This window comes from Pseudoduganella chitinolytica, from assembly GCF_029028125.1.
Taxonomy (GTDB): domain Bacteria; phylum Pseudomonadota; class Gammaproteobacteria; order Burkholderiales; family Burkholderiaceae_D; genus Rugamonas; species Rugamonas chitinolytica.
The window spans coordinates 5,107,555-5,130,774 of sequence record NZ_CP119083.1; the positions used below are offsets into that span (position 1 = coordinate 5,107,555).

Below are 23,220 nucleotides of genomic sequence, written 5' to 3' on the forward strand. Positions count from 1 at the left end.
CAACCCGCAGGCACAGGAGAGACGATGTTCAACCGAACGCAAGGAGGGGGCGGTCACGTCCCCCATGGCTTCCCCGTAACCGATCCGAACCAGGCGCCGCCACAGGGCAGCCGGCAACGCCACGCGGCGGCGCCGGCACCTGGCGGACCGCCGCCGCGCTCGTCCGCACCGCGGCCGGGCGGCCCCCATCCGCTGCAGCGGCAAGCAAGAGCGACGCCATCCGGCCCCAGCGGGGCGCCGCAGCCTGCCGAGCCACCGGCTCCCGTCATCGGTCCGCGCACCACGGTGCTCGACGCCGTGGACTGGAACAGCAAGGCCAACCGGGATGAGCTCGGCGCATTCCTCGTGCTGGGACATGAGGTGGGACGGGGCGACCCCCGGCTGGGACAGGCGCAGCTGGGCGCTCATTCGCCAGTCAAGCTCAGCTTGTATACCGACAGCAGCATGCCCGTGCAGGAGGTGCATCGGGGCGAGGCAACGGCGCGCCAGGCCGCGCTGACGCTGCTTGCCAACACCGAGCGCGAGTTCGGCTTGCACGGGACGCTTGCGGGCCAGGAGATCGAGCGGGCCCGGCACTGGCTGTCCAATCCGCACAACCGGCTGAATGCGGCGGCGTTCGGCGGCATGATGAAGGCCGTCAGCGAGGCGGTGCATGCGCAGGAAGTGCAGAAGATCGGCCCATCCCGTGCGCAACGCCTGACCGGGCGCATGCCGATGGACTGCATGACCCATCTGGGCTATGAGATCCGGCGCGCACAGCGCAACGCCAGCCCGGGCCAGGGTGAATTCCTGCGCGACCTGGGCTTCGAGACGATGGACCGGGTGATGCAGCATCGCCTGAGCTTTGGCAAAACCAGGCAATGGTTGACGGAAGTGAGCGACGATTGTGCCCGGCACGGCCTGCTCGACCTGGCGCGCCTGGCGAACCGGTTGGCTGGCGATATTCCGGCACCGGCCGCACTGCGCGACCATGCGACGCAGTTGCACGACAACGTTTACGGCCGGGCGCTGGAGTCGGTGCTGGTCAACGAGCTGATGCGCAATCCGCCGGACAGCGTCAAGGACAGCATGGAAGCCTTGAGCGGGCAGCTGGACCGCGCGTTGTCGCGCCTGCAGCCGCACGAACAGGACGCGGCGGCATCGGCGGTGCAGAACATGATGCGCCACGAACGCCGCGGCTGGCAGGCCCAGGCGCCCGAACTGGAGGCGTTCTACCAGGCGCCGCCGGGGTACGCACTGCGCGCGCTGAAAGACCTGCTGCGTGCGCCCAAGGAAACCGGCGCCGACTGCATCGCCGTGCCCTACCTGACCGTCAAGATGTCGCTGTGCATGGGCGGGGGAGCGCCCTGGATGCAGCGGGCCAACGTCAATTATCGCGACGTCGTCGGGCCCGCGTCGGCGCGCGAAACGGAGTCCGCGCCGAACCCGAACCGCATCGCGCCCAAGGCGGGCATCACCTCCCACCATCACCCGATGACCGTGCGCACGCACCCTGCGGAAGCGGCCATGCACCCGGGCGACCGCAACCGCCCGAAACTGCACGAGACCAGCGCGGAATTGCGCCGCGCATTGAAGCATGCGGCCCCCTTCGTCAGCGGTGTGTCCGGCTCGACCAACATTGTCATGCATGCCGTCGCGCACATGCTGGACGAGGGCGACCGCATCGATGCGAAGGACGCCCTGCTGGGCACGATGATGTTCCTGACGCACGACGGCGGCCATTCGATGCACGAAGCCATGTGGGTCGGCAACCAGCTGAACGAGACCCTGGGCCTGGACCTGGACTTGCCCGGTGGCGATCCTGCTCGCTACGTGGCGAACTACCATGACTTCATCGAGTCGTTCCCGCCGGAGAAGGGCCAGGCCACGCTGCGAGCGGCGGCCGACACGGCATGGCAGGTCACCCTGAACCAGTTCGGCCGCACCAGCCACTTCTCGGCGGACAATCCGATCCCCTGAAGCATGGCCCCCGCCTGGCGACAGGCGGGGGTTTCCTGTTCAGGCGCTGCGCCGGTGCTGCCGCGCAAACGCGAACACGGCTTCCCACGTCATCGGGAAATCCCCGGGTATACGCCGGTTGTACATGTAGATCGCCCCGGCAATCGCTTCCAGCCGCGCCGCGAATGGCAGCTCCAGCTGTGGTCCGAACGGCAGCGACGTGAAACCCTGGCGTCCCACGTCCGGATTGAGCGTGTGCAGGTCGCAATCGGCGCTGTGGAAATAGATGCCCACGCTGATGCGGGGCACGGTGGCGCGGCCGCTGCTGCGCCCGCCCCAGTGCAGCACTTGCGTGTTCCAGCCCAGCGGGCTGCCGGCGCGGGCCGGCAGGGCGCGGATGTTCTGCCAGTCGCGCAGGCTGAACTCGCCGCCGTCCACGTGCTCAGGAATATTCGGGTCGAGGTGGGCGGGCAGCACGTACATGCAGGCGTTGTCCGGCGAGACGTCCGTCAGCGGCAGCCATACGTTGAGCAGGCGGGGCAGGCCGTTGGCGCGCACGGCGTCGGCGCGGGGCAGGTCGCGGTGCGGGCCCCAGCCGGTGGCGCCGGCGCGCGCCGCCACGTGCCAGGCCCAGATATCGGTCGGCATCATGCGGTAGCCGTCCCCCAGCAGCACGCGCAGCAGCGGGTCGAGGCCGGCGAACATCTGCCAGAACTCGTCATAGACCAGGCAGAACACGGGTGGGATGCCGCGCTGCGCGAGGTCGTCCACCACCCGCGCCAGCCGGGCGGCCGTGGCTTGCCCGATGACGGGCGGCGCCTGGAAATAGCCTTCGCGCACAGTATCGGCGGCCAGCCGGGCGACAGTGCCGGCCAGGGCCGGATCGTGCGACAGGGCCGGTATTGGGGCGGCGGCCAGCGGCCGGTCGCCGATCGCCAGGTCGGGGTTCAAGGTCTGCCAGAACCATAGTTGGTGCGCGTCGCGCAGCGGCTGGTGCGACGGTTGGAAGGGTGCGTTCATGGAGTCTCCGTAAGGTGCCGCCGCGCCAGGCGCGGCGGCGGCGGTGGCTGGCGCGCGGTCAGCCGCCCAGGATGTCGCCTTCGCCGGCCTGGCCCCCTTCCTTGCCCTTGGCTTTTTCCAGCGTGGCCACGTCCACGCCCAGCATGCCGGACAGCTTCTTCAGTTCTTCCGACGAGATCGTGCCGTCCTGCAGCTTCTTCAGCAGCTTTTTCAGGTCGTCGCCATCGCCTTCCTCGCCGCCGCCCGCGCCGCCGGCACCTTCGGCGCCCTTGGCATTCATGCGTTCTTCCAGCTCCTTGCCGATCATCAGCTTGGCGCCGGGCGACAGCTTGGGGTCGCCCAGCATATTGATCAGGTCTTCATTGGTCTGGTTCTTCAGCTCCTTCTGGAAATCCTGGGTGGACATGGCACCTTGTGGGCCGCCGAAGCCGAAACCGCCTGGAGAAAAGCCTACGTTCATGATGTTTCCTTTCTATGCGAGGTGGCCGGCGCCGCGGACGCGGTCGCCGTGCAGGTGGGCCGGGGGCGCCACAACTGCCCTGATAGGTGTGGCCCGGGGCTCCAGGGTTCCCGCCATGGCGACAACGAACGATTCTCGCAAGCGGATGGAACTTGTCCGTGGCAGGCCTCCACTCATGGTTACCGACCCGAAGCAATCAGCCAGGGCGGCAATTCTCAACCATTTACGGAGGTTCACATGTCAGGAAAAGTCGGAGCGGCAGCAGGTGCGGGTGCAGCAGGTGCGATCGCCGATCAGGAAGCGGCAGGCGCGGCAAAGTCCCTGGTCAACGCCAGCAATATCCGCCTGAAAATGGAAAAGGCCGGCGAAGACAACGCCATGGGCCTGATCTAAGGCACTGTCTGGCGGGCGGGTGCGCCCGCCCACACACCAGTGGATCGCACCGGGTCCGGTGCGATCCGCGTCAGGAGGACTCGATGAGCACTTATCTGAACGCAAAAGCGGGCAACGCCACCGCGCAGCCTGGTCCGGCGATGGCACGCACCGCGGCCACGCCGCTGGGCGATGCGGCGCAGCAGGGCGCGGCGCAGGCGATGGAATTCCAGTTGTGGGTATCGCAGCAGGCGTCGTCGCTGGCGAAGCTGAAGATCTTCAACACGATGGCGAAATCCATCAACGACCAGCAGTAGGAGGACCCATGGCCGGCAGCAAGGTCAGCAGGAACGGCGCGCCCGTCGCGATACGGGACATGGAGGCCGTCGCGGCCGCCAAGAGCGACGTCAACAACGTCGCTGTCTTTACCAAGTTCATCAAGAAAGCCGAAGACACGGCGCAAGCCGCGTTGTAGGGGTCTGGCCGCCTTGCGCGGCCGCTCCTGCGCGCGCGCGACAGCGGCGCCGCAGGCCGTGCCGATGGAACCGGCAACTTTCCCCGGTCACTCAGTATCTGCCGAGCACCAGCCCGGCATCGACCCGGCGGCGCGCGAGCCGCCTTTTACGTCCGGAGAAAACCACATGTCAGCGACGATCACGACGACCACCACCACGACCACCTACACCACCACCGATTCGTTCTACGGCGGGTCCTTCAAGCCGCGCGGCGGCGAAGGCGGTCCCGATTTGCACGATATCAGCCACGGCTCGCACATCCCCGAGGGCAGCAAGGAATCGCTGGCCGACGCCATCGACGACATGGCCGTGCCGTCGTGGGTCAAGGCCATGGCCAAGAACATCCTGGGCGTCGATGACGACAGCAGGCTGCCGTCGGAGTCCGGCGCGGCCAAGACCATCAACAACTTCCAGAAAGAGCACGATATCGGCCTGTTGTCCGTCGAGCAGATGCAGAAGATGGCCGAGACCGGCTATTGCACGGGCAAGGACGGCAAGACCTTCCAGGTGCCCGAGGAAGTGCAGCTGGCCGCGCAGCGCATGATGGCCAATAACGGCGAGCTGTTCAAGAAGCTGGAAGCGGCCACGGACGGCAGGCACGACGGCCAGCTGGGCCAGGGCGACTACGGCAACGCCATCAAGGACGGCACCATTTCCAGGAACGGCGGCGACGAGACCCGCGGCTCCTCCGAACGGGGCCTGTCGCCGGGCGACTTCCTGAACGCCATCATGAACGGCAATATCGCCAGCACGCGCCCATCCGAATACGGCGCCGCCAAGACGATCAACGACTTCCAGAAGGAACACGACATCGGCCTGCTGTCCGTCGACAACCTGAAGATGATGGCCGAGACGGGCTACTGCAAGGACAAGGACGGCAACCTGATGCAGGTGCCGGAAGAAGTGCAGGGCGCCGCGCAGCGGATGATGGAAAACAACGGCGAACTGTTCAAGAAGCTGGAAGCGGCCACGGATGGCAAGCACGACGGCCAGCTGGGCCAGGGCGACTTCGGCGCAGCGCTGCAGGACGGCGCTATCGGCAAGGACAACGGCAAGGAAACCGTCACGTTCGGCGGCCCGGATAGCACGCAGTGGGGCGGCCAGGCCGATGGCCTGCCGTCGGACTCGTCGGCCGCGAAGACCATCAACGACTTCCAGAAGGACAAGGATATCGGCCTGTTGTCCATCGAGAACCTCAAGATGATGGCGGAAACGGGCTACTGCAAGGACAAGAACGGCAACACGGTGCAGGTGCCGGAAGAAGTCCAGCTGGCGGCGCAGAAGATGTTGGACAACAACGGCGAGCTGTTCAAGAAGCTGGAATCGGCCACCGACGGCAAGCATGACGGCAAGCTGGGCCAGGGCGACTACGACAAGGCCATCGAGGACGGCACGATCTCGAAAAACACCGGCCCGCGCAGCGCGCCGGCGCCCGATGCGCCGATCGACGACCTGCCGACCAGCGCCGCCGCCGCCAAGACCATCAACGAGTTCCAGAAGGACAAGGACATCGGCTTGCTGTCCGTCGAGAACCTGAAAATGATGGCCGAAACGGGCTACTGCAAGGACAAGAACGGCAACACGGTGCAGGTGCCGGAAGAAGTCCAGCTGGCCGCGCAGAAGATGTTGGAGAACAACGGCGAACTGTTCAAGAAACTGGAGGCCGCCACCAACGGCAAGCACGACGGCCTGCTGGGCCAGGGCGACTACAACGAGGCCATCGACGACGGCACGATCAGCGCATAACGCGCGCCCGCAGCACTGCGGGGGTGGACGCACGGGACTGGCCGTCCCCGTCCGCCCCCGGTCCCTTCCCGCGAAAGAATGGAGCACGCCATGACCAACCCAACGCAATCCCGCTCGACCCGCCAGGCCCTGGACGAAACCTTCCACTGGCACCGCATCCGCCGCCTGAGCCGCAAGGCCTGAGCGTCCGCCCCGGCAGGCGCCGGGGCCCCGAACCTACTTCCCACAGGAGCCCCCATGGACTGGAACGACGGCTACGTCGCCGACATCGCCTACCCCGCCGCATTCTTCCCCGAACAAAGCCCTACCCACCTCAGCATCGCCTGCATCCTGAACGGGGTCGAGCCGGTGCCGCTGGACCGCCCGTTCACCTATTTCGAGCTGGGCGCGGGCATGGGCCTGACGGCATCGGTGCTGGCGGCCAGCCATCCGCACGGGCGCTTCTACGCCAATGACTTCCAGCCCGCGCATGTGGCTTCCGCACGCGCCCTGGCCGAGGACGGGGAGCTGGACAACCTGACGCTGCTCGAGTGCAGCTTCGCCGACCTGGCCGCCGGCAAGGTCGACCTGCCGCCGCTGGACTTCATCACCATGTACGGCGTCTACAGCTGGGTCACGCCGGAAAACCGCCGCCACGTCGTCGACTTCATCGGCCGCTACCTGAAACCGGGCGGCATCGTCTACGTCAACTACAACGCCATGCCCGGCTGGGCCGGCGTGCTGCCGTTGCAGCGCCTGATGCTGGAGCACGCCGAACGCCACCCGGCCGGGCGCGAACGGCAGGTGGCGCAGGCGCGCGACTTCGTCGAGGCCATGAAGGCCGCCGGCTGCCGCTACGTCGACGACAATCCCGTGCTGCGCCACCGCCTCGCTTCGCTGGCGGACGACAAGGCCGGCTACCTCGCGCACGAATACCTGAACCGGGGCTGGGAGCCGCTGTATCACGCCGACGTGGTGCGCGACATGGCTAACGCCAAGCTCGATTTCGCGGGCGCCGCCAATCCCGCCCACGCCTACCCGGCCCTGTTCCTGGACGAGCGCCAGCGCAGCCTGCTGGCGCCGATCGACGACGCCGTCATGCGCGAGACCGTCAAGGACTACCTGCACAACACCGCCTTCCGCGAGGATGTGATGGTGCGGGGCGCGCGCCGCATGTCCGCGGCGCGGCAGGCCGAATGGCTGGCACGCATCGGGCTGGCCCGGACCAGCGTCGACGCGGACAGCGACGTCGAGCCGCTGCCGCCCGGGATCGATGCGACCGAGGCGCAGCGCCTGCTGCCGCCGTTGCGGCGCATGTTGCAGCAGTTGGCCGCCGGGCCGCTGCCCCTCGCCACGCTGGCCGCAGCACTGGAGCTGCCGCTGGCGCAGGCCGCGCGGCTGGCGGCGCTGCTGGCGTCCTCCGGCCACGCCGCGTTGTTCCTGCTGGATGGCGCGCTGAGCGACGCCCGTCCCGCGCGCGCGCTGAACCGGGCCATCGCCCGCGCCGCCCTGCATGGCGACCAGTACCAGGTGCTGGCATCGCCCCTGCTGGGCGGCGGCCTGCGCGCCGGCCTGGTCCAGCGGCTGATCTACACGGTGCTGACCGACCGGCCCGACCTGGACGACGGCGAGGCGATCCTGGCGGCGGTCCGGCACAAGCTCGAGCGCTATCGGGAGGCGGCCGGCTGCGACAGCCGCCAGGGGGCACAACTGGCGTCGCTGACGGCCACGTTGCCGCAAACGGTGGCCGCCATCCTGCGCCTGCGCGTGCCGGTGTGGCGCGCACTGCAGGTCCTGTGAGGCGCGGCGCGGCGTGCGTTGCACGCGCCGGCGTTCGCTGCGCCCTTGGTAGAATGCCCAGGATCGGAACGGGCAAAGCGGAGACGGGCGTGGAGACGGATGACAGGGAAGAGGGCGCGGCGCTGGACGGTTCGCCGGCCGCCGCCATGCGGCTGCTGGCCGAACTGGCCGCGCTGGCCGGCCAGCAGCATGCCGGCACGCCCGTACTGGAATTGATGGTCGGCGAGATCGTCACGTTCGCGTCGGTCGCCAGCGATGCGGCCTGCCTGACGGTGACGGCGCGGCTGCCGCCCTGCGGCCCGGCCGGCTACCTGCCCGCCGGGGCGGCCTTGCAGCAACGGCTGGGCCAGGACGGCATCGACTGCCGCTGGCATGCGGATGAGGGGTGCTACGTGGCCGTGCGCACCGTGCCGCTGGCCACCCTGCGCGACGAGCGCAGCCTGATGGACGCCATCCTCGACACGGCCGATGCCGCGCGCGACTGGCATGCGCACCTGGCGGAGGGGCGGCGCGGCCCGTCCGCCTGAACCGCGGCGTTCCTTACCGTTCGCATTCCAGGCGCGCCGCGGCGCGTACGCGCGACACCCGCGAGCGCACGGTGCCGATCGGGATCTGCAGGTCGCGCGCCGCCTCCTCGTACGTCAACTCCCCCTCCAGCACCGCCTCGAAAGTGGCACGGATCGGCGCCGGCAGGTCGTCGACCAGCCGCTCCACCTTGCGCGCCATCTGGCGCCATTCGTACTGCAGCGCCGGGTCGGCATGGATGTCGACCTGCTGCTCCAGGAAGTCCTCCTCGACGGTCTCGTAACGGTCGGCGCCATTGCGCCGGCCCTGGTTGCGCGCCAGGTTCAGGGCGATGCCGAACAGCCAGGTGGACGGCTTCGACAGGCCGGAGAAGCGGTCGGCGCAGCGCAGCGCCTCGACGAACGTGTTCTGCACCACGTCTTCCGCATCGCTCGGGTTGCCCAGGTAGCGCTGCACGAAACGCAGCAGGTGCGTGCGGTGCTGGCGGTACAGCGCGGTGACGTCGATGGCGGCCTGCGGCGCCGGCGTAGCCGCCGCAGGGGCGGCGACCGCGAACGGCAGGGCGGCGGGAAGCTGGTCTTCCGCGTGACCGATCATCCGGATCGGTGCGGCGGTGCGGGCATGGGCGGTTTCAACGATCGTAGTGTGCATGATGGGCTCTCGCTTGTAGGGGGTTACGTCTGCGTTCCTGGCAGGCATCCGGTAGTGCGCCTGTCGATGTATTCAAGATAACAGTGGATCGCCGCGCCGCCGTCGTTTCTTGAACAATGCTGAGACATTGAAAAAAGTTGAGGAAATCGCCGGGCCGCCGGTGGAACCGCAGGCGCCTTCGTGCCACGGCCGCGCAGCCGCCCCGTGCATGGAACCATGGCCGCCGGGCCGGCCACCAAGCAGCATGAGTACGCGCCCCATCAACCAGTTCAACCAGGTCCCGGCCACGGCGCCGCCGCCGCAGGGCCGCCCCGTCACGGGTGTGCCGCCGCGCCCCGCGCCGCAGCAGGCCAGCGTGTCGATGCTGCCGCGCGCAGCGATCGACAGCGAAAGCGGCGTGCGCGACGGTGTGTCGTTCCAGTCCAGGAGCCTGGACCGGCGCCACCGGGCCACACCCCGCGTGGCGCCGCAGGCGCAGCGCCAGGGCAATCGCAAGGCCGCGCCGGACAACGAGCGCAAGCCCGGCCGGGCCGCGTTGCGCAGCACGGGCGACGACCCGGCGGTGCACCTGGAAGCGGTCGAGCAGACGCTCGACATGCTGCGCGACGACAGCGGCCGGCGCGGACGCGAGGAGGTCAAGGCCATCCTGACCGAACAGCACGAGCCGATGGAGCAGTGGCGCGTGCTGCGCGATGCGCTGGCGGGCGTGGATGAGCAGAACCTGTCGAACTACAAGAAGAAGGTGTTGCGCGAGGCGATCGGCGAAATGATGGCCGACGTCGTCGACCGCGATTCCGGCGTGCGCAAGGCGCTGCAGGAGTCGGACGTCTCCGGTTCGCTGGAGGCGGCCGTGGAGGGCTCGGCACCGAAGTCGGCGCGCGAACTGCGCTTCCTGATCACGGACAAGGGCAGCATCGACAAGCCGTTGACGCCCCTGACGACACTGAAGGCCGTCATCCGCCACCTGGGCGAGGACAACTGCGAGAAGGCCATCGACACACTGTGCGCGCAGATGCTGTCCGGTCTGTAGGCATGCCAACCCCAAGGAGAACGCAATGAAATCCGACTTGCGCAAGAACCCCCAACGCAGCATGGGGCGCTACTGGCTGGCGATGTCCGATGCCAGCGCCTTCACGCTGGTGCGCTCGGCGATCGCCATCGCCCACACGCTGCGGCGCGACATGGCCGACCAGGCCCGTATCGTGCCCATCCTCAGCGCGCCCGAGATCGCCGTGCAGTTGCTGACGGCCGCCGAGGCGGCGTGGGGCAAGGGCAAGGGCACGCATCTGATGGCGCAGCTGGCGAGCCTGCGCGGCCACGATTGCGTTTGCCGTGCCAGGGCGTGGATGGTGCTGCGCGACGCGGTAACGAGCTTGCCCATGGTCCTGTGGCCGCCGGAGAAGCTGGCCGCGCGGCGCGAACTGCTCGACGACCTGGAACGCCAGGTCAACGCCGCCCGCGCCGAAACGGCGCCGCTGCCCAGCAAGCTGGAAATTCGCGAACAGCAGTGGCGCGACAGCGTTACCGGCCGGGGACCGCATTCCGCCCATCCTGGAGAAAGTACATGGAAGAACTGATGCAACGCCTCGTCCACGCGGCGGCGATGGAAGGCGCGGTCGCCCAGGCGGTGCTCGACGACGGCCTGCGCCTGCTGGTCTATCCGCTGGACGAGGGCCAGCTCGCGGTGCTGGGCTGGCCGGCCGGCAGCGGCCACCAGGTGCACGGCGAAACGCTGCTGCGCCGGCGTGGCGCCGACATGGCCCGTTACGGCCATTGGCTGCCGGCCCTGTTCAACGACGGCGGCTGGTACGTGGTGCACCGCCTCGGCGTGGACGGCAATCCCGCCAGCCTGGACGCCGCCACGCTGGCTGCCGCCGCGGAGCTGCTGCAATGATCCGCACCGGCCGTGGCGCCAGCGGCACCGGCCTCGGCCCGGACGCCGCCGAATTCGCCGAGATCCACAGCCTGCAGACCGAGCTGCTGGCACCGAAGTCGCGTGCCGCGCTGCAGCCGGAGGAGGAGGCGCTGTCGCTGCCGCCGCCGGAGCTGGCCGATCCCAAGATGGACTTGCTCGGCCGCGCGCTGGGCAGCGCCGTCACGACCGACAACCCGGTCTGGCGCGGCAACGCGGTACCGCAGCTGCGCGCGCTGCAGAAGGCGCTGATCGCGCACTCGCTGACGCGCGAACGCGACGATCGCCGCATCGGCCTGGATGCGGTGCGGGTGCTGGAGCGGGACATCCGGCTGCGCCTGCGCTGGCAGCAGATGGCCCGCAGCGACAACGAGGCAGGCGTGGCAATCCAGCCGGAGAAGGAGGAAGAGCATGCGCAAGAAGCCGGTGCCTGAACCGCTGCGCGACGAACTGACCGTCGCCACCGGCCTGATCTGGGGCCACCTGAACGCCCAGCAGCCCGAGGAAGCCTACGAGCTGGCGCGCGGCTGCCTGCAATTGTGGCCGGACAACCGCGCCCTGGCGTTGATGGCGGCCTACGCGGCCGTCGAGCTGGCCGAACCCGTGGACCTGGCGGCGCTGCGCCGCCATGCCGGTACCGACCCGGCCCGTGCGGCGGACGAGGAAGCGTGGATCGCGCTGATCGCCCGCCGTGCCGGCGCGGCATATTGACCCCACCCGGTCTTGCACTGAAAAGGAAATCCGATGCAGTCGATGGCTGTCGTAATGATGCTCAACCGGTTCGCGGCCAAGTGCGCGAAACGCGCCGAACTGGCGGCCGCGGGCCTGGTGGTGGGCATCGTGTTCATGCTGGTGCTGCCGATGCCCGTCTGGCTGCTCGACATGCTGATCGCGTGCAGCCTGTGCGCTTCCGGCCTGATCGTCGTCGTGGCGATGTACATGTCGGGACCGACGGCGTTTTCCACGTTCCCCGCCGTGCTGCTGCTGACGACCCTGTTCCGGCTGGCGATCTCCGTGTCCACCACGCGCCTGATCCTGCTGGAGGCCGACGCCGGCCACATCGTCGAGACGTTCGGTAACTTCGTCGTCGGCGGCAACCTGGTGGTCGGCCTCGTCATCTTCCTGATCCTGACAGTGGTGCAGTTCATCGTCATCACCAAGGGTTCGGAGCGGGTCTCGGAAGTCTCGGCCCGCTTCTCGCTGGACGCGATGCCGGGCAAGCAGATGTCGATCGACAGCGACCTGCGCGCGGGCATCCTGACGCCCGAGGAAGCCAAGGAGAAGCGCGCGCTGCTGGGCCAGGAAAGCCAGCTGCACGGCGCGATGGACGGCGCCATGAAGTTCGTCAAGGGCGACGCCATCGCCGGCATCTGCATCGTCGCCATCAACCTGATCGGCGGCATCTCGATCGGCATCGTCCAGCGCGGCATGGATGCGGCGCAGGCCATGCAGGTCTACGCCATCCTCTCCATCGGCGACGCGCTGATCGCGCAGATCCCGGCCCTGCTGATCTCGCTGGGCGCGGGCATGATCACGACGCGCGTGGCGGGCGAGCACGCCGACGGCGAAGTGACCAATATCGGCCAGGACATCGTGGGCGAGCTGTTCGCCGAGCCGAAAGCGCTGCTGACGGCGGCTGGCATCATGCTGCTGTTCGGAGTCATTCCCGGCATGCCGATGCTGGTGTTCGTGACACTGGCGCTGCTGCTGGCCGGCGCCGGCGTGGTCGGCCTGTTGAAGCCCCTGGCGGACGCGGAACTGCAGCGCGCCGACAAGGAGCGCGAGCAGCAGAACGCCAGCATCGTCGACCTGGTCAACTTCTCGGCGACGACACCCTTCATCCTGCGCATGCCGGAAGCGCTGCGTGACACGCCGGAGGCGGAGATCATCCGCATGGCCGTGCGCGTGATGCGCAATGGCATGCTGCAGCGGCGCGGTATCCCCGACCTGAAGCCCATCGAGTTCGAGTTCAGCACCAGCGTGCCGCCGGGCCGCGTGCAGTTCCTGATGTCCGAGGTGCCGCTGGTGGACGAGGAGATCCGCCTGGGCTGGGGCGCCACGCGCGAGGCGGTGGAGCGGCTGCATGAACTGGGGCTGACCGCCGAGGAGTACAACGTGCCGGGCTCGCGCCGGCGCCGGGTCTGGGTCCGGATCGACGACGAGGCGGCGCTGGCGGCGGCTGGCGTGATGCAGCAGCGCTGGGAGCACGTGTTCGCGTCCGACATCGAGGTCGAGATGCTGCGCAACTGCCAGATGTTCGTCGGCGTCAACGAGGTCATCCGCTTCACCCGCTGGGCCGAGCGGCGCTACCCGGAACTGGGCAAGGAGGTCAACAAGTCGGTCACGCTGCCGCGCCTGACGGAGGTGGTGCAGCGCCTGACCCGCGAGGGCGTCTCGCTGCGCAATGCCCGCCTGCTGCTGGAGACGACGCTGGACTGGGCGCCCAAGGAGCGCGATGCGGACGTCATCGCCGACTACGTCCGCCTCGCGTTGAAGCGGCAGCTGTGCTTCGAGGTGGCGCGCGCCGGCCTGATCGAAGTGATCCTGCTGTCGCCCGAGCTGGAAGAGCAACTGCGCAATGCGCTGCGCCAGACCAGCCAGGGCAGCTACCTGGACATCGATCCCGAGATGGAGCAGGCCATCCTGGACCGCTTGTGCGAGCTGTCGCGCAACGTCAGTTCGCCGGTGGCGCCGCCCGTCCTTGTCACGGCCGCCGACATCCGGCGCTCCGTGCGCAAGCTGATCGAGGAGGAATTCTTCCCCGTGCCCGTGTTCGCGTTCTCGGAGCTGACCCAGCACGCGCGCATCCAGCCGGTCGGCATGATCGAACTGTAACGGAACCGCTGCCCATGCGCGGACGTTCATCGACACGAGCAGTACGAACAGCAGGGAGGACACGATGCCATTACCGATAGCGGGCGCCATGACGGCCGCGGCCAGCCTGGGCCGCATGGCCGGCGCGGCGGTACAGACGGCCGTGACGGCCGCCCGGGCCAGCCCGCTGGCGCCGATGTTCCAGCAACTGGCGACCAAGCTGCGCTCGTTCGATCCGGCCACGTTGGCGACGCTGCTGCAGGTCGCGACCGCGCAGCCGGCGGCCACAGCGCCGGCTGCGCCACCGCCGCTGCCGCCACGTCCCGCCGGCGGCGCACTGGCGGCCAGGTTGCGCGACACGGCGCCGCGCAAGCCGGCAGCGCCACCGGCGCCGGCAGCAAGCAATGCGCTACCGGCGGCAGCGCCGTCGCCGCATCATCCGGGCGAGCTGGCGCGGCTGCTGGCCAGTGCCTGGGACCAGCTGGAAACCGCCCTGGGCGGCATGGCGGCGACCTTGCCGGGTGGCCGGAGCATCGGTGCCGAGATGCTGGAGCTGATCGGGCCCCGCCTGCGCGCCCTCAACGAGGAGCTGGCGCCGCTGCTGCAGGGCGCCGCGCCGCCGGCCGCCGAGGAGTCGAAGGCCGCCGCCACGCTGCGCCATCAGCTCGAGGAGATGGGGGAGAACAATGCCCTCGACCTGGTCGGCGGCCAGGCAGCGCCGGGGGGCGGCGCCGAGGACCATGGCAAGGTTGGTAAGCACGCGCCGGGACATGGCGACGTCGCCGAGCCTGCGAAGGAGCGCCACGGTACGTCGGTGGGAGCACAGCCTTGAACGGGCCCGGGCAGCCGGACGATCCGACGCGAACCTATCGGCTCGATGGCGCGCGTCAGCAGGCCTATGCCAGGCTGGCCGCGCTGGTGGACGATGCCTGTGCATTGCTGGCCCGGCGACTGGGCCCCGCCGGGCAGGCGGCGGCGACGCAAGGCCCGATCGACGTGGTCGCGCTGCGCGCTCTGTCGCGCCAGCGCCAGACGGCCGCGGCGCGGCGGCGCGAAGTGGTCGAGGCGTTCGTGATGGGCGCCCTGGTCAACCACGATAACCCGGCCTGGAATCCGCTCGATCCGGCCACCAGCCGGCACGTGCAGGACAGCCCGCTGGCCACGCTGCTGACCGGCCAGGATGACGGTCAATGAACTGGAAGGAGAACCAATGAGCGATACCAACGACCTGGAACTGCGCATCCTGAACGGCCTGCACCGCGGCGCCAGCCTGCCGCTGGACGACCAGCCGCAACTGATCGGCGCCGGCGACGATGCCGACGTCGTGCTGGTCGATCCTGGCATCGAGCCGAGGCACGCGGTGCTGCGGCTGGCAGGGAGCAGCTGGTCGCTGCTGGCGCTGGACGGCATCGTGCGCGGCGCGGCGGACGACGTGCCGGCCGACCAGCCGCAGCTGGCGCCCGGCGATTGCGCGCGGGTGGGCCGGATCTGGCTGACCGTGGCGGCACCCGGCATGCCATGGCAGGACCCGCCGGCCGACCCGCCTCCCCAGGCGGCGATGCCGGAACAGGAGCAAGCCGGCGTGGAGGAGCCGCTGCAGGCTGAGGAGGCGGAACCGGTGGCACCGCCGGATGTCGCCGAACCCGTGCCGGCGCGCGTGCAGAAGCCTCGCCGGCGGCGCTCCCGCATCGTGATGCTGCCGGTCGCGCTGGGCGCCGGGCTGGTGGCGGCGGCTGCGTATGCGTACACGGCGCGCTCGGGCGAGCCGATGCCGGCACCCGCCACAACATCCCTGAAGCCGGCGGCCGCGCTGCCCAAGGCCGCGCAGCCGCCCTCCCCGCAGGCGCTGCGCGAAGCCTTCCGCCAGCGCCTGGCCGAAGTGGACCTGCTGCGCCGCTTCGACCTGACCCTGGAGGACCGGTCATGGACGCTGCGCGCGTCGCTGGACGAGGAAGAGGCGGCCCGCTTCCGCCGCATCCTGGATGCGTTCGTGGCCGCGCACCACATCGACTTCCCCATCGACGCCCGCATCGGCGGCGCGGACACGATGTTGCCCTTCAAGGTCAGGCAGGTGGTGTCGGGCGCCAACGCCAGCATCGTCACCGACGACGGCCAACGGCTCTTTCCGGGCGACGACTACAAGGGCGTGCGCCTGGTCGCCATCAACGGCAACCGCATCAGCTTCAACGGCCGCCAACCCATCGAGGTGAAATGGTGAGCGGCGACGTGGATGCGGTGCTGGAGCGCCTGCGCGCGCGCCTGCCCGAGTGGACGGCCGCGCTGCCGCGCCAGCCCGGCTTCAGCAGCCGGGGCAAGGTGTCGCAGGTGCTGGGCACGTTGATCGAGGCGCAGATGCCGCCGGTGCGCATCGGCGAGTTGTGCCACCTGTTCAACCCGGGCCAGGAAGCGGCACCGATGCTGGCCGAAGTGGTCGGTTTTACGGAGCGCTGCGCCATCCTGTCCGCCCTCAGTCCCCTGGAAGGCGTCTCGACGGGCACGGTCATCGAACCGCTGCGGCGCGCCCACGCGATCGAGGTGGGCGACCACCTGTTCGGCTGCGTGCTGGACGGCTTCGGCCGGCAGATGTTCCGTGCGCCCGCCGCCGCCGACAACGTGGCGACCTGGCGCGACACGGTGCCGGTGATCCGCGATGCGCCGGTGGCGACCGACCGGCCCCGCATCGCGACACCGCTGGCGACGGGCGTGCGTGCCATCGACGGCATGCTGACGATGGGCGTGGGCCAGCGCATCGGCGTGTTCGCGGGTCCCGGTTGCGGCAAGACGACCCTGATGGCGGCCATTGCGCGCGGCTGCGAGGCGGAAGCCATCGTGTTCGGGCTAATCGGAGAGCGCGGCCGCGAGTTGAACGAATTCCTGGAGCACGAGCTGGACGCGGAACTGGTCAAGAAGACCATCATCGTCTGCGCCACGTCGGACCGCACGTCGATGGAGCGCTCGCGCGCCGCTTTTTCCGCCACCGCGATCGCCGAGGCGTTCCGGGCGCGCGGCAAGAAGGTGCTGCTGCTGGTCGACTCGCTGACCCGGTTTGCCCGCGCCCAGCGCGAGATCGGCCTGGCCGCGGGCGAGCCGCCGGCGCGGGGCGGCTTCACCCCGTCCGTCTACACGATGCTGCCACGGCTGATCGAACGCGCCGGCAGCACGCCCGAGGGTTCCGTCACCGCCATGTACACGGTACTGGTCGATGGCGAGTCGGCCTCCGACCCCATCGGCGACGAGGCCAAGTCGCTGCTGGACGGGCACATCCTGCTGACGCGCAAACTGGCCGAGCAGGGCCACTATCCGGCCATCGACGTCCTGGCCAGCATCAGCCGCGTGATGAGCAACGTCACCACGCGCGAGCACCGCAAGGCCGCGTCGCACTTCCGCGAGCTGATGGCGCGCTACCAGGAGATGGAGCTGCTGATCCGGCTGGGCGAATACAAGGCCGGCGCCGATCCGGTCGCCGACCGCGCCGTGCAACTGCGCCCGCAGCAACTGGCCTTCCTGCGCCAGGACACCAGCAGCAGCGCCGGCTACGACGAAGCCATCGACACGCTGATGGGCATGGCCGCATGAATTCGGCAATTGGCCGGCGCGCCAAGCGGGAAGTGGTCGACGTGCCGGAGCCACGCCGCCCCGACCAGAGCCTGGCGCGACTGCTGCACGTGCGCAAGCAGCGCCTCGGTCGGCTGGAGCGGGAGCGCAACGAGGCCCGCCAGCAGTGGCGCCAAGCCCGTACCGTCCTGCGCGAGCGCAAGGGGCCTGGCGCCAGGCCGTCGCCGCGGCCAGCGATTTCTGGCACGCCGCCCGCGAGGGTTTCCTGCAGATGACGACGACCAGCGGCGACCTGCGCAAGGCCAAGGCCACCTACGAGCGCATGAAGGAGGACGCCGCGCGCGTCTATCTCGCGTGGCGCGAGGAGCTGGTGCGCTGCGAACAGGCCCAACGCACGTTTTTCGACGCGCTGGAGCGGGTACTCGCCGCCAACCGGCAACAGGAAAAGCTCGCCATCCTGAACGACGAACTGCGGCTGCTGGCCGCCCGCACCGAGGAGTGACCATGCCGTACCCGATCGCCCATCCGGCCTGGCTGGACCGCCATACCGACGCCCTGCTGCCGGCCGCGCGCCCGCTGCCGGGCCGTGCGTCTTCCCGGCGTGCCGAGCTGGCGACACCCACGCCGCCTGCACCGCCGGCGCCGGCAAGCTCGCCAGCGCGGACCGGTCACGCACCGGCACCGGCCGCCGCCCGGCCACTGCGCCGGCTCGTCGAGAAAGCGGGGCGCGAAGGTCCCGCCCCGCGCGAGCTGCCGGAGAGCGTGGCGGAACGTCCGCCCACTGCCTTGCCGGCCGCCGCTTGCGGCGAGCGGGAGCGGGAGCGCGGTTCGGGCGGAGAGGGTGACAACGAAGACACCGATATCGCGGCGCAGGCGGCGAGCGACACGGACACGCGGGATGACCTGGACAGTGCATTGATTGCCGCGCTGCTGGCGCAAGGGCCCGACAGCGGCGTGTTCGAGGTGCTGCTGCCGGGCGGCGAGACGCTGGGCGTGGCGGTGGACGTGCGGCCGGACGCCGTCGATTACCTTCTGACGCCCGCATCGAACCGGCTGGGCGAACAGTTGCGGGGACGGCAAATGGAACTGGCGGGGCAGCTGCGGCAACGTATAGGCAGAAGCGTCAGGGTGACCGTGCTGTAGGCATGGGGCCCGGCGCGCCGAGCCACCCTTGAATTGGACCGCGATGCCGATTGCCTGCCTGCCCGGATTGCCGGGCGACGCCGCCGGATACCCGCCCCGCAGCCTGCTGCGCGCCGAGGTCACGGCCGACCATGCCGCCCTGACGCGGCGGGTGGGCCGTGGCCTGCGGCTGCCGCTGGCCGATGGCGTCACCCTGCACGTCGCCTTCACGGCGGAGCAGGGCACGCCCGATGCCGATGCTGTCGCGCTGGACGGGCCGCCCGGCCGTCTCGCACTGCACGCGGGCGTGCCGTTCCTGCTGGCGCTGACGGGCATCGATGTCGCCGCCTTCGACGCGGCACCGGCCGCGCAGCGCGAGTGGCTGGCGGCCCGGTTGCTGGGCCGCCTGGCCGGCACGCCACTGGCCGCCATGACGCTGCTGCTGCGCCCACCGCCAGCGGTCGCGCCGGGCGTCGCTACGCCGGGCGTCGCTACGCTGCACCTGTCGCTGCAGGATGGCAGCCATGCGGTGGGCACGCCGGCGCAGGCCGATGCCGCCACCTGGCTCTCCCTGCTGGCGGCGCATCCGTTCCAGCCCGTCCAGGCACCGCCAGCGCCGTTCCTGGCGCTGACGGTACGGGCGCCGGCCCGCATCGCCCGTCATGCCCTCGCGCCGGCCGTGCTGCGCACGCTGCTGCCCGGTGACGTCATCGTTCCCGCCCGCCCCGATGTGGACGTGGACGGCGTGGGCTGGCTGCGTTGCGCCGGCCGGCTGGCACGGGTGCGTTACGGCCACACCGGTACCGTCGAATTTCTCTCTTTGGAGTCCGCAATGGAAACAGAACACGAAGCGCCCATGCCGGCGCAACTTGACGTCGCACCGCCGGACCTCGACCGCACGCCGCTGCAGCTGGAATTCCGGCTCGGCGCGCTGGCCCTGACGCTGGGCCAGTTGCGCACGCTGGCGCCCGGCGCCATCTTCCAGCTGGACGGCGCGGCCGACGGGGCGGTTGCCATCGTCGCCGGCGGCCAACGCCTGGGCGAAGGGGAAGCGGTCGACGTGGCGGGCCGCCTGGGCATCCGCATCACGCGCTGGGACGTGCCATGCTGAGCGGGAATTACGATGTCGTGTCGTTTTCCGTCATGCTGGCCATGCTGGCGCTGGTGCCGCTGATGGTCGTGACGACGACGTCGTTCCTGAAGATCTCGATGGTGCTGCTGGTGCTGCGCAATGCGATCGGCGTGCAGCAGGTGCCGCCCACGCTGGCTATCTATGGCATCTCGCTGGCGCTGACCCTGTTCGTGATGGCACCGACCGCCCAGGAGATGGGCCGGCGCGCCACCGCGACGGTGCCGGCCGCACCTGCCAATGCCACCACGCCGCTGCTGGCGCGGGCCCAGGATACGTTCGAGCCGATGCGCGGCTTCATGCTCAAGCACAGCAATCCGGACCAGCGCGAGCTGTTCCTGGCCTCCGCCAAGAAGCTGTGGCCGGCCGACGTGGCCAAGGAAGCCCGCTCCAGCGATGCGCTGGTGCTGATCCCCGCCTTCGTCGTCTCGGAGCTGCAGGCCGGCTACGAGATCGGCTTCCTGATCTACATTCCGTTCGTCGTCGTCGACCTGTTGATCTCGAACCTGCTGATGGCGCTGGGCATGCAGCAGGTCAGCCCGCAGACCATCACGATCCCCCTGAAGCTGCTGCTGTTCACGCTGGTCGGCGGCTGGGGCAAGCTGCTCAACGCGCTGGCGCTGTCGTACGCGTAACCGGAGAACCCGATGACCGAAACCCTGACCTTCTTCCAGCAAGGCCTGTGGCTGGCCGTGATGCTGTCGGCGCCGCCGCTGATCATCGCCACCCTGTGCGGCGTGACGGTGTCGCTGGTGCAGGCCGTCACGCAGATCCAGGACCAGACTTTGCCTTACGTCGTCAAGCTGGTTGCCGTCGCGGTCACGCTGACGGGCATGGGCCGCTGGATCGGCGTCGAGCTGCTGCAGTTGACCGACCTGGCGTTTACGCTGGTGCAGTCGATCGGGCACTGAAGCCGCCATGACGATGCCCGCGTCGCTGCTGCTGGACATGCAGAATGCCATGATCACGATGGCGCTGATCACGCCGCGCCTGCTGGTCTGTCTCGTGATCCTGCCAGGCTTCGGCATCAACGTGCTGACGGGGATGGCGAAGAACTGCGCCGCGATGGCCATCGCCCTGCCGGCGGCGCTGCCGACGTTCTATTTCGTCCAGCAGAACGGGCCGGATGTCCTGGTTTGCGGCCTGCTGATCTTCAAGGAGGCCGCCATCGGCCTGTTGCTGGGCGTGCTGACGGCGATCCCGATGTGGGTGGCGCAGTCGGTCGGCTCGATCCTGGACAGCCAGCGTTCGCCCATCCAGATCCAGGCCAACAACGCCAGCGTGGACCGCGATGCCAGCGCCGTGGGAGCGATGCTGATCCAGGCGGTGGTGCTGACGATGGTCCAGGCCGGGCTGTTCCTGGCGCTGGCCCGCATCCTGATCGAAAGCTACGGCACCTGGCCGGCCTGGTCGCTGCTGCCGCCCTACGAGCCGGGCCAGATGAGCGAGGTGGTGCGCCGCTTCGGCACGCTGTTCTGGCACATCATCGTGTACGGCGCGCCCGTCATCATCCCGCTGGTGCTGATCGAATTCGCGTTCGCGATGATCGGCGTGTTCGCTTCCAACCTGCAGGTGTCGTTCGCGTCGGCGCCGATCAAGAGCCTGACGGGCCTCCTGGTCCTGCTGCTGTACTGGCCGACCTTTTCGCATTACGTGACGGGAGATTTCTCCAACCTGCTCGATATCGTGCCGGAGCTCCTGGGGGCGGCGCGATGAGCGACGAAAAGAACGAAGAACCCACAGACAAGAAGATCGAGGACGCGCGCGAGAAGGGCCAGATCGCCGTCAGCCGCGACCTGGCCAAGCTCGTCACGCTGGTGGCGGTGGCGGAAACGGCGTTCGCGACCGAATCGCTGTGGCGCGAGTCCCTGGAGTCGCTGATGACGTTCGGGGTGTCCAGCGTTGGCCAGCCGTTCGAGGCGGCCCTGAAGGAAATGGCCACCTCGTCGGCGCTGCTGCTGCTGGTCGTGTTCAGCGTCTGCTTCGTGGTCTGCACGGTGTGCGCCGTGGCGGGGCACTGGGGCCAGTTCGGCATCCTCGTCTCGGGCGAAGCCGTGACGCCCAAGTTCGACAAGCTCAACCCCGTCAACGGCGTCAAGCAGCTGTTCTCGAAGAAGAAGCTGATCGAGCTGTTGATCACGGTCGGCAAGGCGGCGCTGATCGGCTGGATCGTCTACGTGCTGGCACGCAGCGCCTTGCCGGACATCGTGCAACTGGCCACGGGCGAGCCGAAGGACGTCTACCGCGCGTTCTTCCAGTTGATCAAGTCGATCTTCCATTCGGTGATCGTGGTCTGCCTGGTGCTGGCGCTGGTGGACTTCGCCGTGCAGAAGCACTTCCACCGCAAGGAGCTGATGATGGACATGGAAGAGATCAAGCGCGAATACAAGGAGTCCGAAGGCGACCCGATGGTCAAGGGCCAGCGCCGCCAGCTGGCGCGGCAGTGGGCCAACGAGGCGCCGGTCGCGCGCACGGAGGACGCCAACGCGGTGGTCGTCAATCCGACCCACTTCGCGGTGGCGATGTTCTACGACCCCGCGGAAGCGATGGTGCCGCTGGTGCTGGCCAAGGGCAAGGATGCCACGGCCCACGCGATGATCGCGCGCGCCCGCGAATTGGGCATCCCTGTCATCCGCCACGTCTGGCTGGCGCGCACGCTGTACGCCACCGGCAAGGCCGACACGCCCGTGCCGAAGGCCAGTTACGAGGCAGTGGCCCACGTCTATGCCGTGGTGTCGCAGTTGCTGGAGTCGGACGTGCGCGAGGCGGAGCTCGAAAGCCTGGGCGAGCCGCCGGCGAGCCAGCGCACGCTGGGAGTAGCGCCATGATGAAGAAGCCCGAGCTGCCGCCGGTGACGACGGCGCCGCCGTCACGCCCGTCCGCGCCGGCGGCCGTCAAGGCGCCACGCGCTCCCGTGAAGATCGAACCGCGTCCCGCCAGCGAGGACGACCGCCTGGGCGAACCGCCTCCGAGGTACGAGCCGGTGGTGGGCGCCGGCGACCGGGCCCACCACCTGGCGCTGGTGGCCGGCACGGCGCTGCCGGCGCTGCGGCCATCCCCTGCGCGCACCGGCGAGCGCCTGCAGGCATTGCGGCCCGCGTCGCGCCAGGCTTGCGAGCGACGCTGCGGCCGGGCCGGCCAGTGTGACCCCGCCAGCCCGTTCGGCTGCGGCGGCGAGTTCTGCCTGGGCTTCGAGGGCCGGCTGTATTGAAGGAACCCGGCGGCGGCAGGCCGCCACCCACCACGGAGCTTCGGCACCGACAACGCAACAGGAGAAACCAGATGAATGCAAGCGCAGCGGCTATCAATACCCCGGTCACGCCGCAACCGGCAACGCAGGTGCGCGTCACCGGCGAAACTGCGGGGCTGGAGCAGGCCGATGCCGCCCAGTTCCGCCAGGCCCTGGAGCGCCAGCAGGCGATGAACGGCCCGGCGGGCGCGCCGCGCGAGCCGTCGCTGGGCCAGGCCATCGCCAGCCGCGCGGCCGGCCTGGCGGGTGAACTGAAGAAGGACCAGCAGTATGTATCGCGCCTGCTGGAAAAGGCCACGACCAGCGGCGATTCAATGCACCTGATGCGCGCGATGCTGGCGTTGAACGACTACCAGCTGCGGGTGCAGACGGTGTCGAAGGTGGTGTCGAAGGCCAGCACCTCCATTGATTCGCTCACCAAGCTGCAATGAC

The 23,220-nt window shown here is 69.3% G+C and carries 30 protein-coding genes; 27 read left to right on the forward strand and 3 right to left on the reverse strand.

The window, feature by feature from the left end:
- Nucleotides 1-24: 24 nt before the first annotated feature.
- Nucleotides 25-1,959 (forward strand): hypothetical protein, encoded by a 1,935-nt coding sequence (locus PX653_RS22745; RefSeq protein ID WP_277414963.1) that lies wholly within the window; start codon nt 25-27, stop codon nt 1,957-1,959.
- 39 nt (nt 1,960-1,998) lie between these two features.
- On the opposite strand, the gene PX653_RS22750 is transcribed toward PX653_RS22745, so the two are convergent.
- Complete coding sequence (locus tag PX653_RS22750) at nt 1,999-2,958, reverse strand: phytanoyl-CoA dioxygenase family protein (RefSeq protein WP_277414964.1); 960 nt, start codon at nt 2,956-2,958, stop codon at nt 1,999-2,001.
- A gap of 58 nt (nt 2,959-3,016) precedes the next feature.
- Nucleotides 3,017-3,418, reverse strand: a complete 402-nt coding sequence (locus tag PX653_RS22755; protein WP_277414965.1) for a hypothetical protein — start codon at nt 3,416-3,418, stop codon at nt 3,017-3,019.
- A 237-nt stretch (nt 3,419-3,655) separates the two neighbouring features.
- Here PX653_RS22755 and PX653_RS22760 point away from each other — a divergent pair, with 237 nt between their 5' ends.
- The 6 genes from PX653_RS22760 to PX653_RS22785 all read left to right on the forward strand — a co-directional run bounded on the left by PX653_RS22760 (nt 3,656) and on the right by PX653_RS22785 (nt 8,357).
- The gene (locus tag PX653_RS22760; RefSeq protein ID WP_277414966.1) at nt 3,656-3,811 is read left to right on the forward strand and encodes a hypothetical protein; all 156 of its coding nucleotides are present in this window, start codon (nt 3,656-3,658) and stop codon (nt 3,809-3,811) included.
- A gap of 83 nt (nt 3,812-3,894) precedes the next feature.
- Nucleotides 3,895-4,107, forward strand: a complete 213-nt coding sequence (locus PX653_RS22765) for a hypothetical protein (protein ID WP_277414967.1) — start codon at nt 3,895-3,897, stop codon at nt 4,105-4,107.
- 8 nt (nt 4,108-4,115) lie between these two features.
- Nucleotides 4,116-4,265 (forward strand): hypothetical protein, encoded by a 150-nt coding sequence (locus tag PX653_RS22770; protein ID WP_277414968.1) that lies wholly within the window; start codon nt 4,116-4,118, stop codon nt 4,263-4,265.
- A 166-nt stretch (nt 4,266-4,431) separates the two neighbouring features.
- Nucleotides 4,432-6,051 carry a hypothetical protein gene (locus PX653_RS22775; protein WP_277414969.1) on the forward strand — a complete coding sequence of 540 codons (1,620 nt, stop codon included), beginning with the start codon at nt 4,432-4,434 and terminating at the stop codon, nt 6,049-6,051.
- A gap of 237 nt (nt 6,052-6,288) precedes the next feature.
- Nucleotides 6,289-7,830: a class I SAM-dependent methyltransferase gene (locus tag PX653_RS22780; RefSeq protein ID WP_277414970.1), complete on the forward strand. Its 1,542-nt coding sequence runs from the start codon at nt 6,289-6,291 to the stop codon at nt 7,828-7,830.
- 89 nt (nt 7,831-7,919) lie between these two features.
- A complete protein-coding gene (locus PX653_RS22785) occupies nt 7,920-8,357 on the forward strand; it encodes a hypothetical protein (RefSeq protein WP_277414971.1) in 438 nt (145 codons plus the stop codon).
- A 13-nt stretch (nt 8,358-8,370) separates the two neighbouring features.
- Here PX653_RS22785 and PX653_RS22790 read toward each other — a convergent pair whose 3' ends face one another.
- Complete coding sequence (locus PX653_RS22790; protein WP_277414972.1) at nt 8,371-9,006, reverse strand: RNA polymerase sigma factor; 636 nt, start codon at nt 9,004-9,006, stop codon at nt 8,371-8,373.
- A 244-nt stretch (nt 9,007-9,250) separates the two neighbouring features.
- Between PX653_RS22790 and PX653_RS22795 the strand changes: the two genes are divergently transcribed.
- The 20 genes from PX653_RS22795 (at nt 9,251) to PX653_RS22890 (ending at nt 23,219) form a co-directional block, all read left to right on the forward strand.
- Complete coding sequence (locus PX653_RS22795; RefSeq protein WP_277414973.1) at nt 9,251-10,036, forward strand: hypothetical protein; 786 nt, start codon at nt 9,251-9,253, stop codon at nt 10,034-10,036.
- A gap of 25 nt (nt 10,037-10,061) precedes the next feature.
- On the forward strand, nt 10,062-10,583 hold the full coding sequence (locus PX653_RS22800; protein WP_277414974.1) for a hypothetical protein: 522 nt from the start codon (nt 10,062-10,064) through the stop codon (nt 10,581-10,583).
- Nucleotides 10,571-10,900: a hypothetical protein gene (locus tag PX653_RS22805; protein ID WP_277414975.1), complete on the forward strand. Its 330-nt coding sequence runs from the start codon at nt 10,571-10,573 to the stop codon at nt 10,898-10,900. The genes PX653_RS22800 and PX653_RS22805 overlap by 13 nt, the downstream gene beginning before the upstream one ends.
- Entirely contained in the window at nt 10,897-11,352 is a 456-nt protein-coding gene (locus PX653_RS22810) for a hypothetical protein (RefSeq protein ID WP_277414976.1), read from the forward strand. The genes PX653_RS22805 and PX653_RS22810 overlap by 4 nt, the downstream gene beginning before the upstream one ends.
- Nucleotides 11,330-11,629 (forward strand): hypothetical protein, encoded by a 300-nt coding sequence (locus PX653_RS22815; protein WP_277414977.1) that lies wholly within the window; start codon nt 11,330-11,332, stop codon nt 11,627-11,629. The genes PX653_RS22810 and PX653_RS22815 overlap by 23 nt, the downstream gene beginning before the upstream one ends.
- Before the next feature lie 33 nt (nt 11,630-11,662).
- The gene (gene sctV / locus PX653_RS22820; RefSeq protein ID WP_277414978.1) at nt 11,663-13,753 is read left to right on the forward strand and encodes a type III secretion system export apparatus subunit SctV; all 2,091 of its coding nucleotides are present in this window, start codon (nt 11,663-11,665) and stop codon (nt 13,751-13,753) included.
- Nucleotides 13,754-13,817: 64 nt separating this feature from the next.
- Nucleotides 13,818-14,564, forward strand: coding sequence for a hypothetical protein (locus tag PX653_RS22825; protein WP_277414979.1), 747 nt, complete (start codon nt 13,818-13,820; stop codon nt 14,562-14,564).
- A complete protein-coding gene (locus PX653_RS22830; protein WP_277414980.1) occupies nt 14,561-14,926 on the forward strand; it encodes a hypothetical protein in 366 nt (121 codons plus the stop codon). Before PX653_RS22825 ends, PX653_RS22830 begins: the two co-directional genes overlap by 4 nt.
- A gap of 16 nt (nt 14,927-14,942) precedes the next feature.
- Complete coding sequence (locus tag PX653_RS22835) at nt 14,943-15,950, forward strand: FHA domain-containing protein (protein WP_277414981.1); 1,008 nt, start codon at nt 14,943-14,945, stop codon at nt 15,948-15,950.
- Entirely contained in the window at nt 15,944-17,308 is a 1,365-nt protein-coding gene (locus PX653_RS22840; protein ID WP_277414982.1) for a FliI/YscN family ATPase, read from the forward strand. Before PX653_RS22835 ends, PX653_RS22840 begins: the two co-directional genes overlap by 7 nt.
- Nucleotides 17,305-17,562, forward strand: coding sequence for a hypothetical protein (locus PX653_RS22845; RefSeq protein WP_277414983.1), 258 nt, complete (start codon nt 17,305-17,307; stop codon nt 17,560-17,562). Before PX653_RS22840 ends, PX653_RS22845 begins: the two co-directional genes overlap by 4 nt.
- Nucleotides 17,559-17,789 (forward strand): hypothetical protein, encoded by a 231-nt coding sequence (locus tag PX653_RS22850; RefSeq protein WP_277414984.1) that lies wholly within the window; start codon nt 17,559-17,561, stop codon nt 17,787-17,789. The genes PX653_RS22845 and PX653_RS22850 overlap by 4 nt, the downstream gene beginning before the upstream one ends.
- Nucleotides 17,790-17,791: 2 nt before the next feature.
- On the forward strand, nt 17,792-18,430 hold the full coding sequence (locus PX653_RS22855; RefSeq protein ID WP_277414985.1) for a hypothetical protein: 639 nt from the start codon (nt 17,792-17,794) through the stop codon (nt 18,428-18,430).
- 43 nt (nt 18,431-18,473) lie between these two features.
- Complete coding sequence (sctQ, locus tag PX653_RS22860) at nt 18,474-19,520, forward strand: type III secretion system cytoplasmic ring protein SctQ (protein WP_277414986.1); 1,047 nt, start codon at nt 18,474-18,476, stop codon at nt 19,518-19,520.
- On the forward strand, nt 19,514-20,173 hold the full coding sequence (gene sctR, locus PX653_RS22865) for a type III secretion system export apparatus subunit SctR (protein ID WP_277414987.1): 660 nt from the start codon (nt 19,514-19,516) through the stop codon (nt 20,171-20,173). The genes sctQ and sctR overlap by 7 nt, the downstream gene beginning before the upstream one ends.
- Nucleotides 20,174-20,185: 12 nt before the next feature.
- Nucleotides 20,186-20,449 carry a type III secretion system export apparatus subunit SctS gene (gene sctS, locus PX653_RS22870; protein ID WP_277414988.1) on the forward strand — a complete coding sequence of 88 codons (264 nt, stop codon included), beginning with the start codon at nt 20,186-20,188 and terminating at the stop codon, nt 20,447-20,449.
- 7 nt (nt 20,450-20,456) lie between these two features.
- Nucleotides 20,457-21,254 carry a type III secretion system export apparatus subunit SctT gene (gene sctT / locus PX653_RS22875; protein ID WP_277414989.1) on the forward strand — a complete coding sequence of 266 codons (798 nt, stop codon included), beginning with the start codon at nt 20,457-20,459 and terminating at the stop codon, nt 21,252-21,254.
- Nucleotides 21,251-22,366 (forward strand): type III secretion system export apparatus subunit SctU, encoded by a 1,116-nt coding sequence (sctU, locus tag PX653_RS22880; RefSeq protein WP_277414990.1) that lies wholly within the window; start codon nt 21,251-21,253, stop codon nt 22,364-22,366. The genes sctT and sctU overlap by 4 nt, the downstream gene beginning before the upstream one ends.
- On the forward strand, nt 22,363-22,749 hold the full coding sequence (locus tag PX653_RS22885) for a hypothetical protein (RefSeq protein WP_277414991.1): 387 nt from the start codon (nt 22,363-22,365) through the stop codon (nt 22,747-22,749). The genes sctU and PX653_RS22885 overlap by 4 nt, the downstream gene beginning before the upstream one ends.
- Before the next feature lie 71 nt (nt 22,750-22,820).
- Nucleotides 22,821-23,219 carry an EscF/YscF/HrpA family type III secretion system needle major subunit gene (locus PX653_RS22890; protein WP_277414992.1) on the forward strand — a complete coding sequence of 133 codons (399 nt, stop codon included), beginning with the start codon at nt 22,821-22,823 and terminating at the stop codon, nt 23,217-23,219.
- Nucleotide 23,220 lies beyond the last annotated feature (1 nt).

What these genes read in the sequence shown, in the direction of transcription:
- PX653_RS22745 (WP_277414963.1), top strand. Translation starts at nt 25, where the DNA reads ATGTTCAACCGAACGCAAGGAGGGGGCGGTCACGTCCCCCATGGCTTC.
- PX653_RS22750 (WP_277414964.1), bottom strand. Translation starts at nt 2,958, where the DNA reads ATGAACGCACCCTTCCAACCGTCGCACCAGCCGCTGCGCGACGCGCAC.
- PX653_RS22755 (WP_277414965.1), bottom strand. Translation starts at nt 3,418, where the DNA reads ATGAACGTAGGCTTTTCTCCAGGCGGTTTCGGCTTCGGCGGCCCACAA.
- PX653_RS22760 (WP_277414966.1), top strand. Translation starts at nt 3,656, where the DNA reads ATGTCAGGAAAAGTCGGAGCGGCAGCAGGTGCGGGTGCAGCAGGTGCG.
- PX653_RS22765 (WP_277414967.1), top strand. Translation starts at nt 3,895, where the DNA reads ATGAGCACTTATCTGAACGCAAAAGCGGGCAACGCCACCGCGCAGCCT.
- PX653_RS22770 (WP_277414968.1), top strand. Translation starts at nt 4,116, where the DNA reads ATGGCCGGCAGCAAGGTCAGCAGGAACGGCGCGCCCGTCGCGATACGG.
- PX653_RS22775 (WP_277414969.1), top strand. Translation starts at nt 4,432, where the DNA reads ATGTCAGCGACGATCACGACGACCACCACCACGACCACCTACACCACC.
- PX653_RS22780 (WP_277414970.1), top strand. Translation starts at nt 6,289, where the DNA reads ATGGACTGGAACGACGGCTACGTCGCCGACATCGCCTACCCCGCCGCA.
- PX653_RS22790 (WP_277414972.1), bottom strand. Translation starts at nt 9,006, where the DNA reads ATGCACACTACGATCGTTGAAACCGCCCATGCCCGCACCGCCGCACCG.
- PX653_RS22795 (WP_277414973.1), top strand. Translation starts at nt 9,251, where the DNA reads ATGAGTACGCGCCCCATCAACCAGTTCAACCAGGTCCCGGCCACGGCG.
- PX653_RS22800 (WP_277414974.1), top strand. Translation starts at nt 10,062, where the DNA reads ATGAAATCCGACTTGCGCAAGAACCCCCAACGCAGCATGGGGCGCTAC.
- PX653_RS22805 (WP_277414975.1), top strand. Translation starts at nt 10,571, where the DNA reads ATGGAAGAACTGATGCAACGCCTCGTCCACGCGGCGGCGATGGAAGGC.
- PX653_RS22810 (WP_277414976.1), top strand. Translation starts at nt 10,897, where the DNA reads ATGATCCGCACCGGCCGTGGCGCCAGCGGCACCGGCCTCGGCCCGGAC.
- PX653_RS22815 (WP_277414977.1), top strand. Translation starts at nt 11,330, where the DNA reads ATGCGCAAGAAGCCGGTGCCTGAACCGCTGCGCGACGAACTGACCGTC.
- sctV (WP_277414978.1), top strand. Translation starts at nt 11,663, where the DNA reads ATGCAGTCGATGGCTGTCGTAATGATGCTCAACCGGTTCGCGGCCAAG.
- PX653_RS22825 (WP_277414979.1), top strand. Translation starts at nt 13,818, where the DNA reads ATGCCATTACCGATAGCGGGCGCCATGACGGCCGCGGCCAGCCTGGGC.
- PX653_RS22835 (WP_277414981.1), top strand. Translation starts at nt 14,943, where the DNA reads ATGAGCGATACCAACGACCTGGAACTGCGCATCCTGAACGGCCTGCAC.
- PX653_RS22840 (WP_277414982.1), top strand. Translation starts at nt 15,944, where the DNA reads ATGGTGAGCGGCGACGTGGATGCGGTGCTGGAGCGCCTGCGCGCGCGC.
- PX653_RS22845 (WP_277414983.1), top strand. Translation starts at nt 17,305, where the DNA reads ATGAATTCGGCAATTGGCCGGCGCGCCAAGCGGGAAGTGGTCGACGTG.
- PX653_RS22850 (WP_277414984.1), top strand. Translation starts at nt 17,559, where the DNA reads ATGACGACGACCAGCGGCGACCTGCGCAAGGCCAAGGCCACCTACGAG.
- PX653_RS22855 (WP_277414985.1), top strand. Translation starts at nt 17,792, where the DNA reads ATGCCGTACCCGATCGCCCATCCGGCCTGGCTGGACCGCCATACCGAC.
- sctQ (WP_277414986.1), top strand. Translation starts at nt 18,474, where the DNA reads ATGCCGATTGCCTGCCTGCCCGGATTGCCGGGCGACGCCGCCGGATAC.
- sctR (WP_277414987.1), top strand. Translation starts at nt 19,514, where the DNA reads ATGCTGAGCGGGAATTACGATGTCGTGTCGTTTTCCGTCATGCTGGCC.
- sctS (WP_277414988.1), top strand. Translation starts at nt 20,186, where the DNA reads ATGACCGAAACCCTGACCTTCTTCCAGCAAGGCCTGTGGCTGGCCGTG.
- sctT (WP_277414989.1), top strand. Translation starts at nt 20,457, where the DNA reads ATGACGATGCCCGCGTCGCTGCTGCTGGACATGCAGAATGCCATGATC.
- sctU (WP_277414990.1), top strand. Translation starts at nt 21,251, where the DNA reads ATGAGCGACGAAAAGAACGAAGAACCCACAGACAAGAAGATCGAGGAC.
- PX653_RS22885 (WP_277414991.1), top strand. Translation starts at nt 22,363, where the DNA reads ATGATGAAGAAGCCCGAGCTGCCGCCGGTGACGACGGCGCCGCCGTCA.
- PX653_RS22890 (WP_277414992.1), top strand. Translation starts at nt 22,821, where the DNA reads ATGAATGCAAGCGCAGCGGCTATCAATACCCCGGTCACGCCGCAACCG.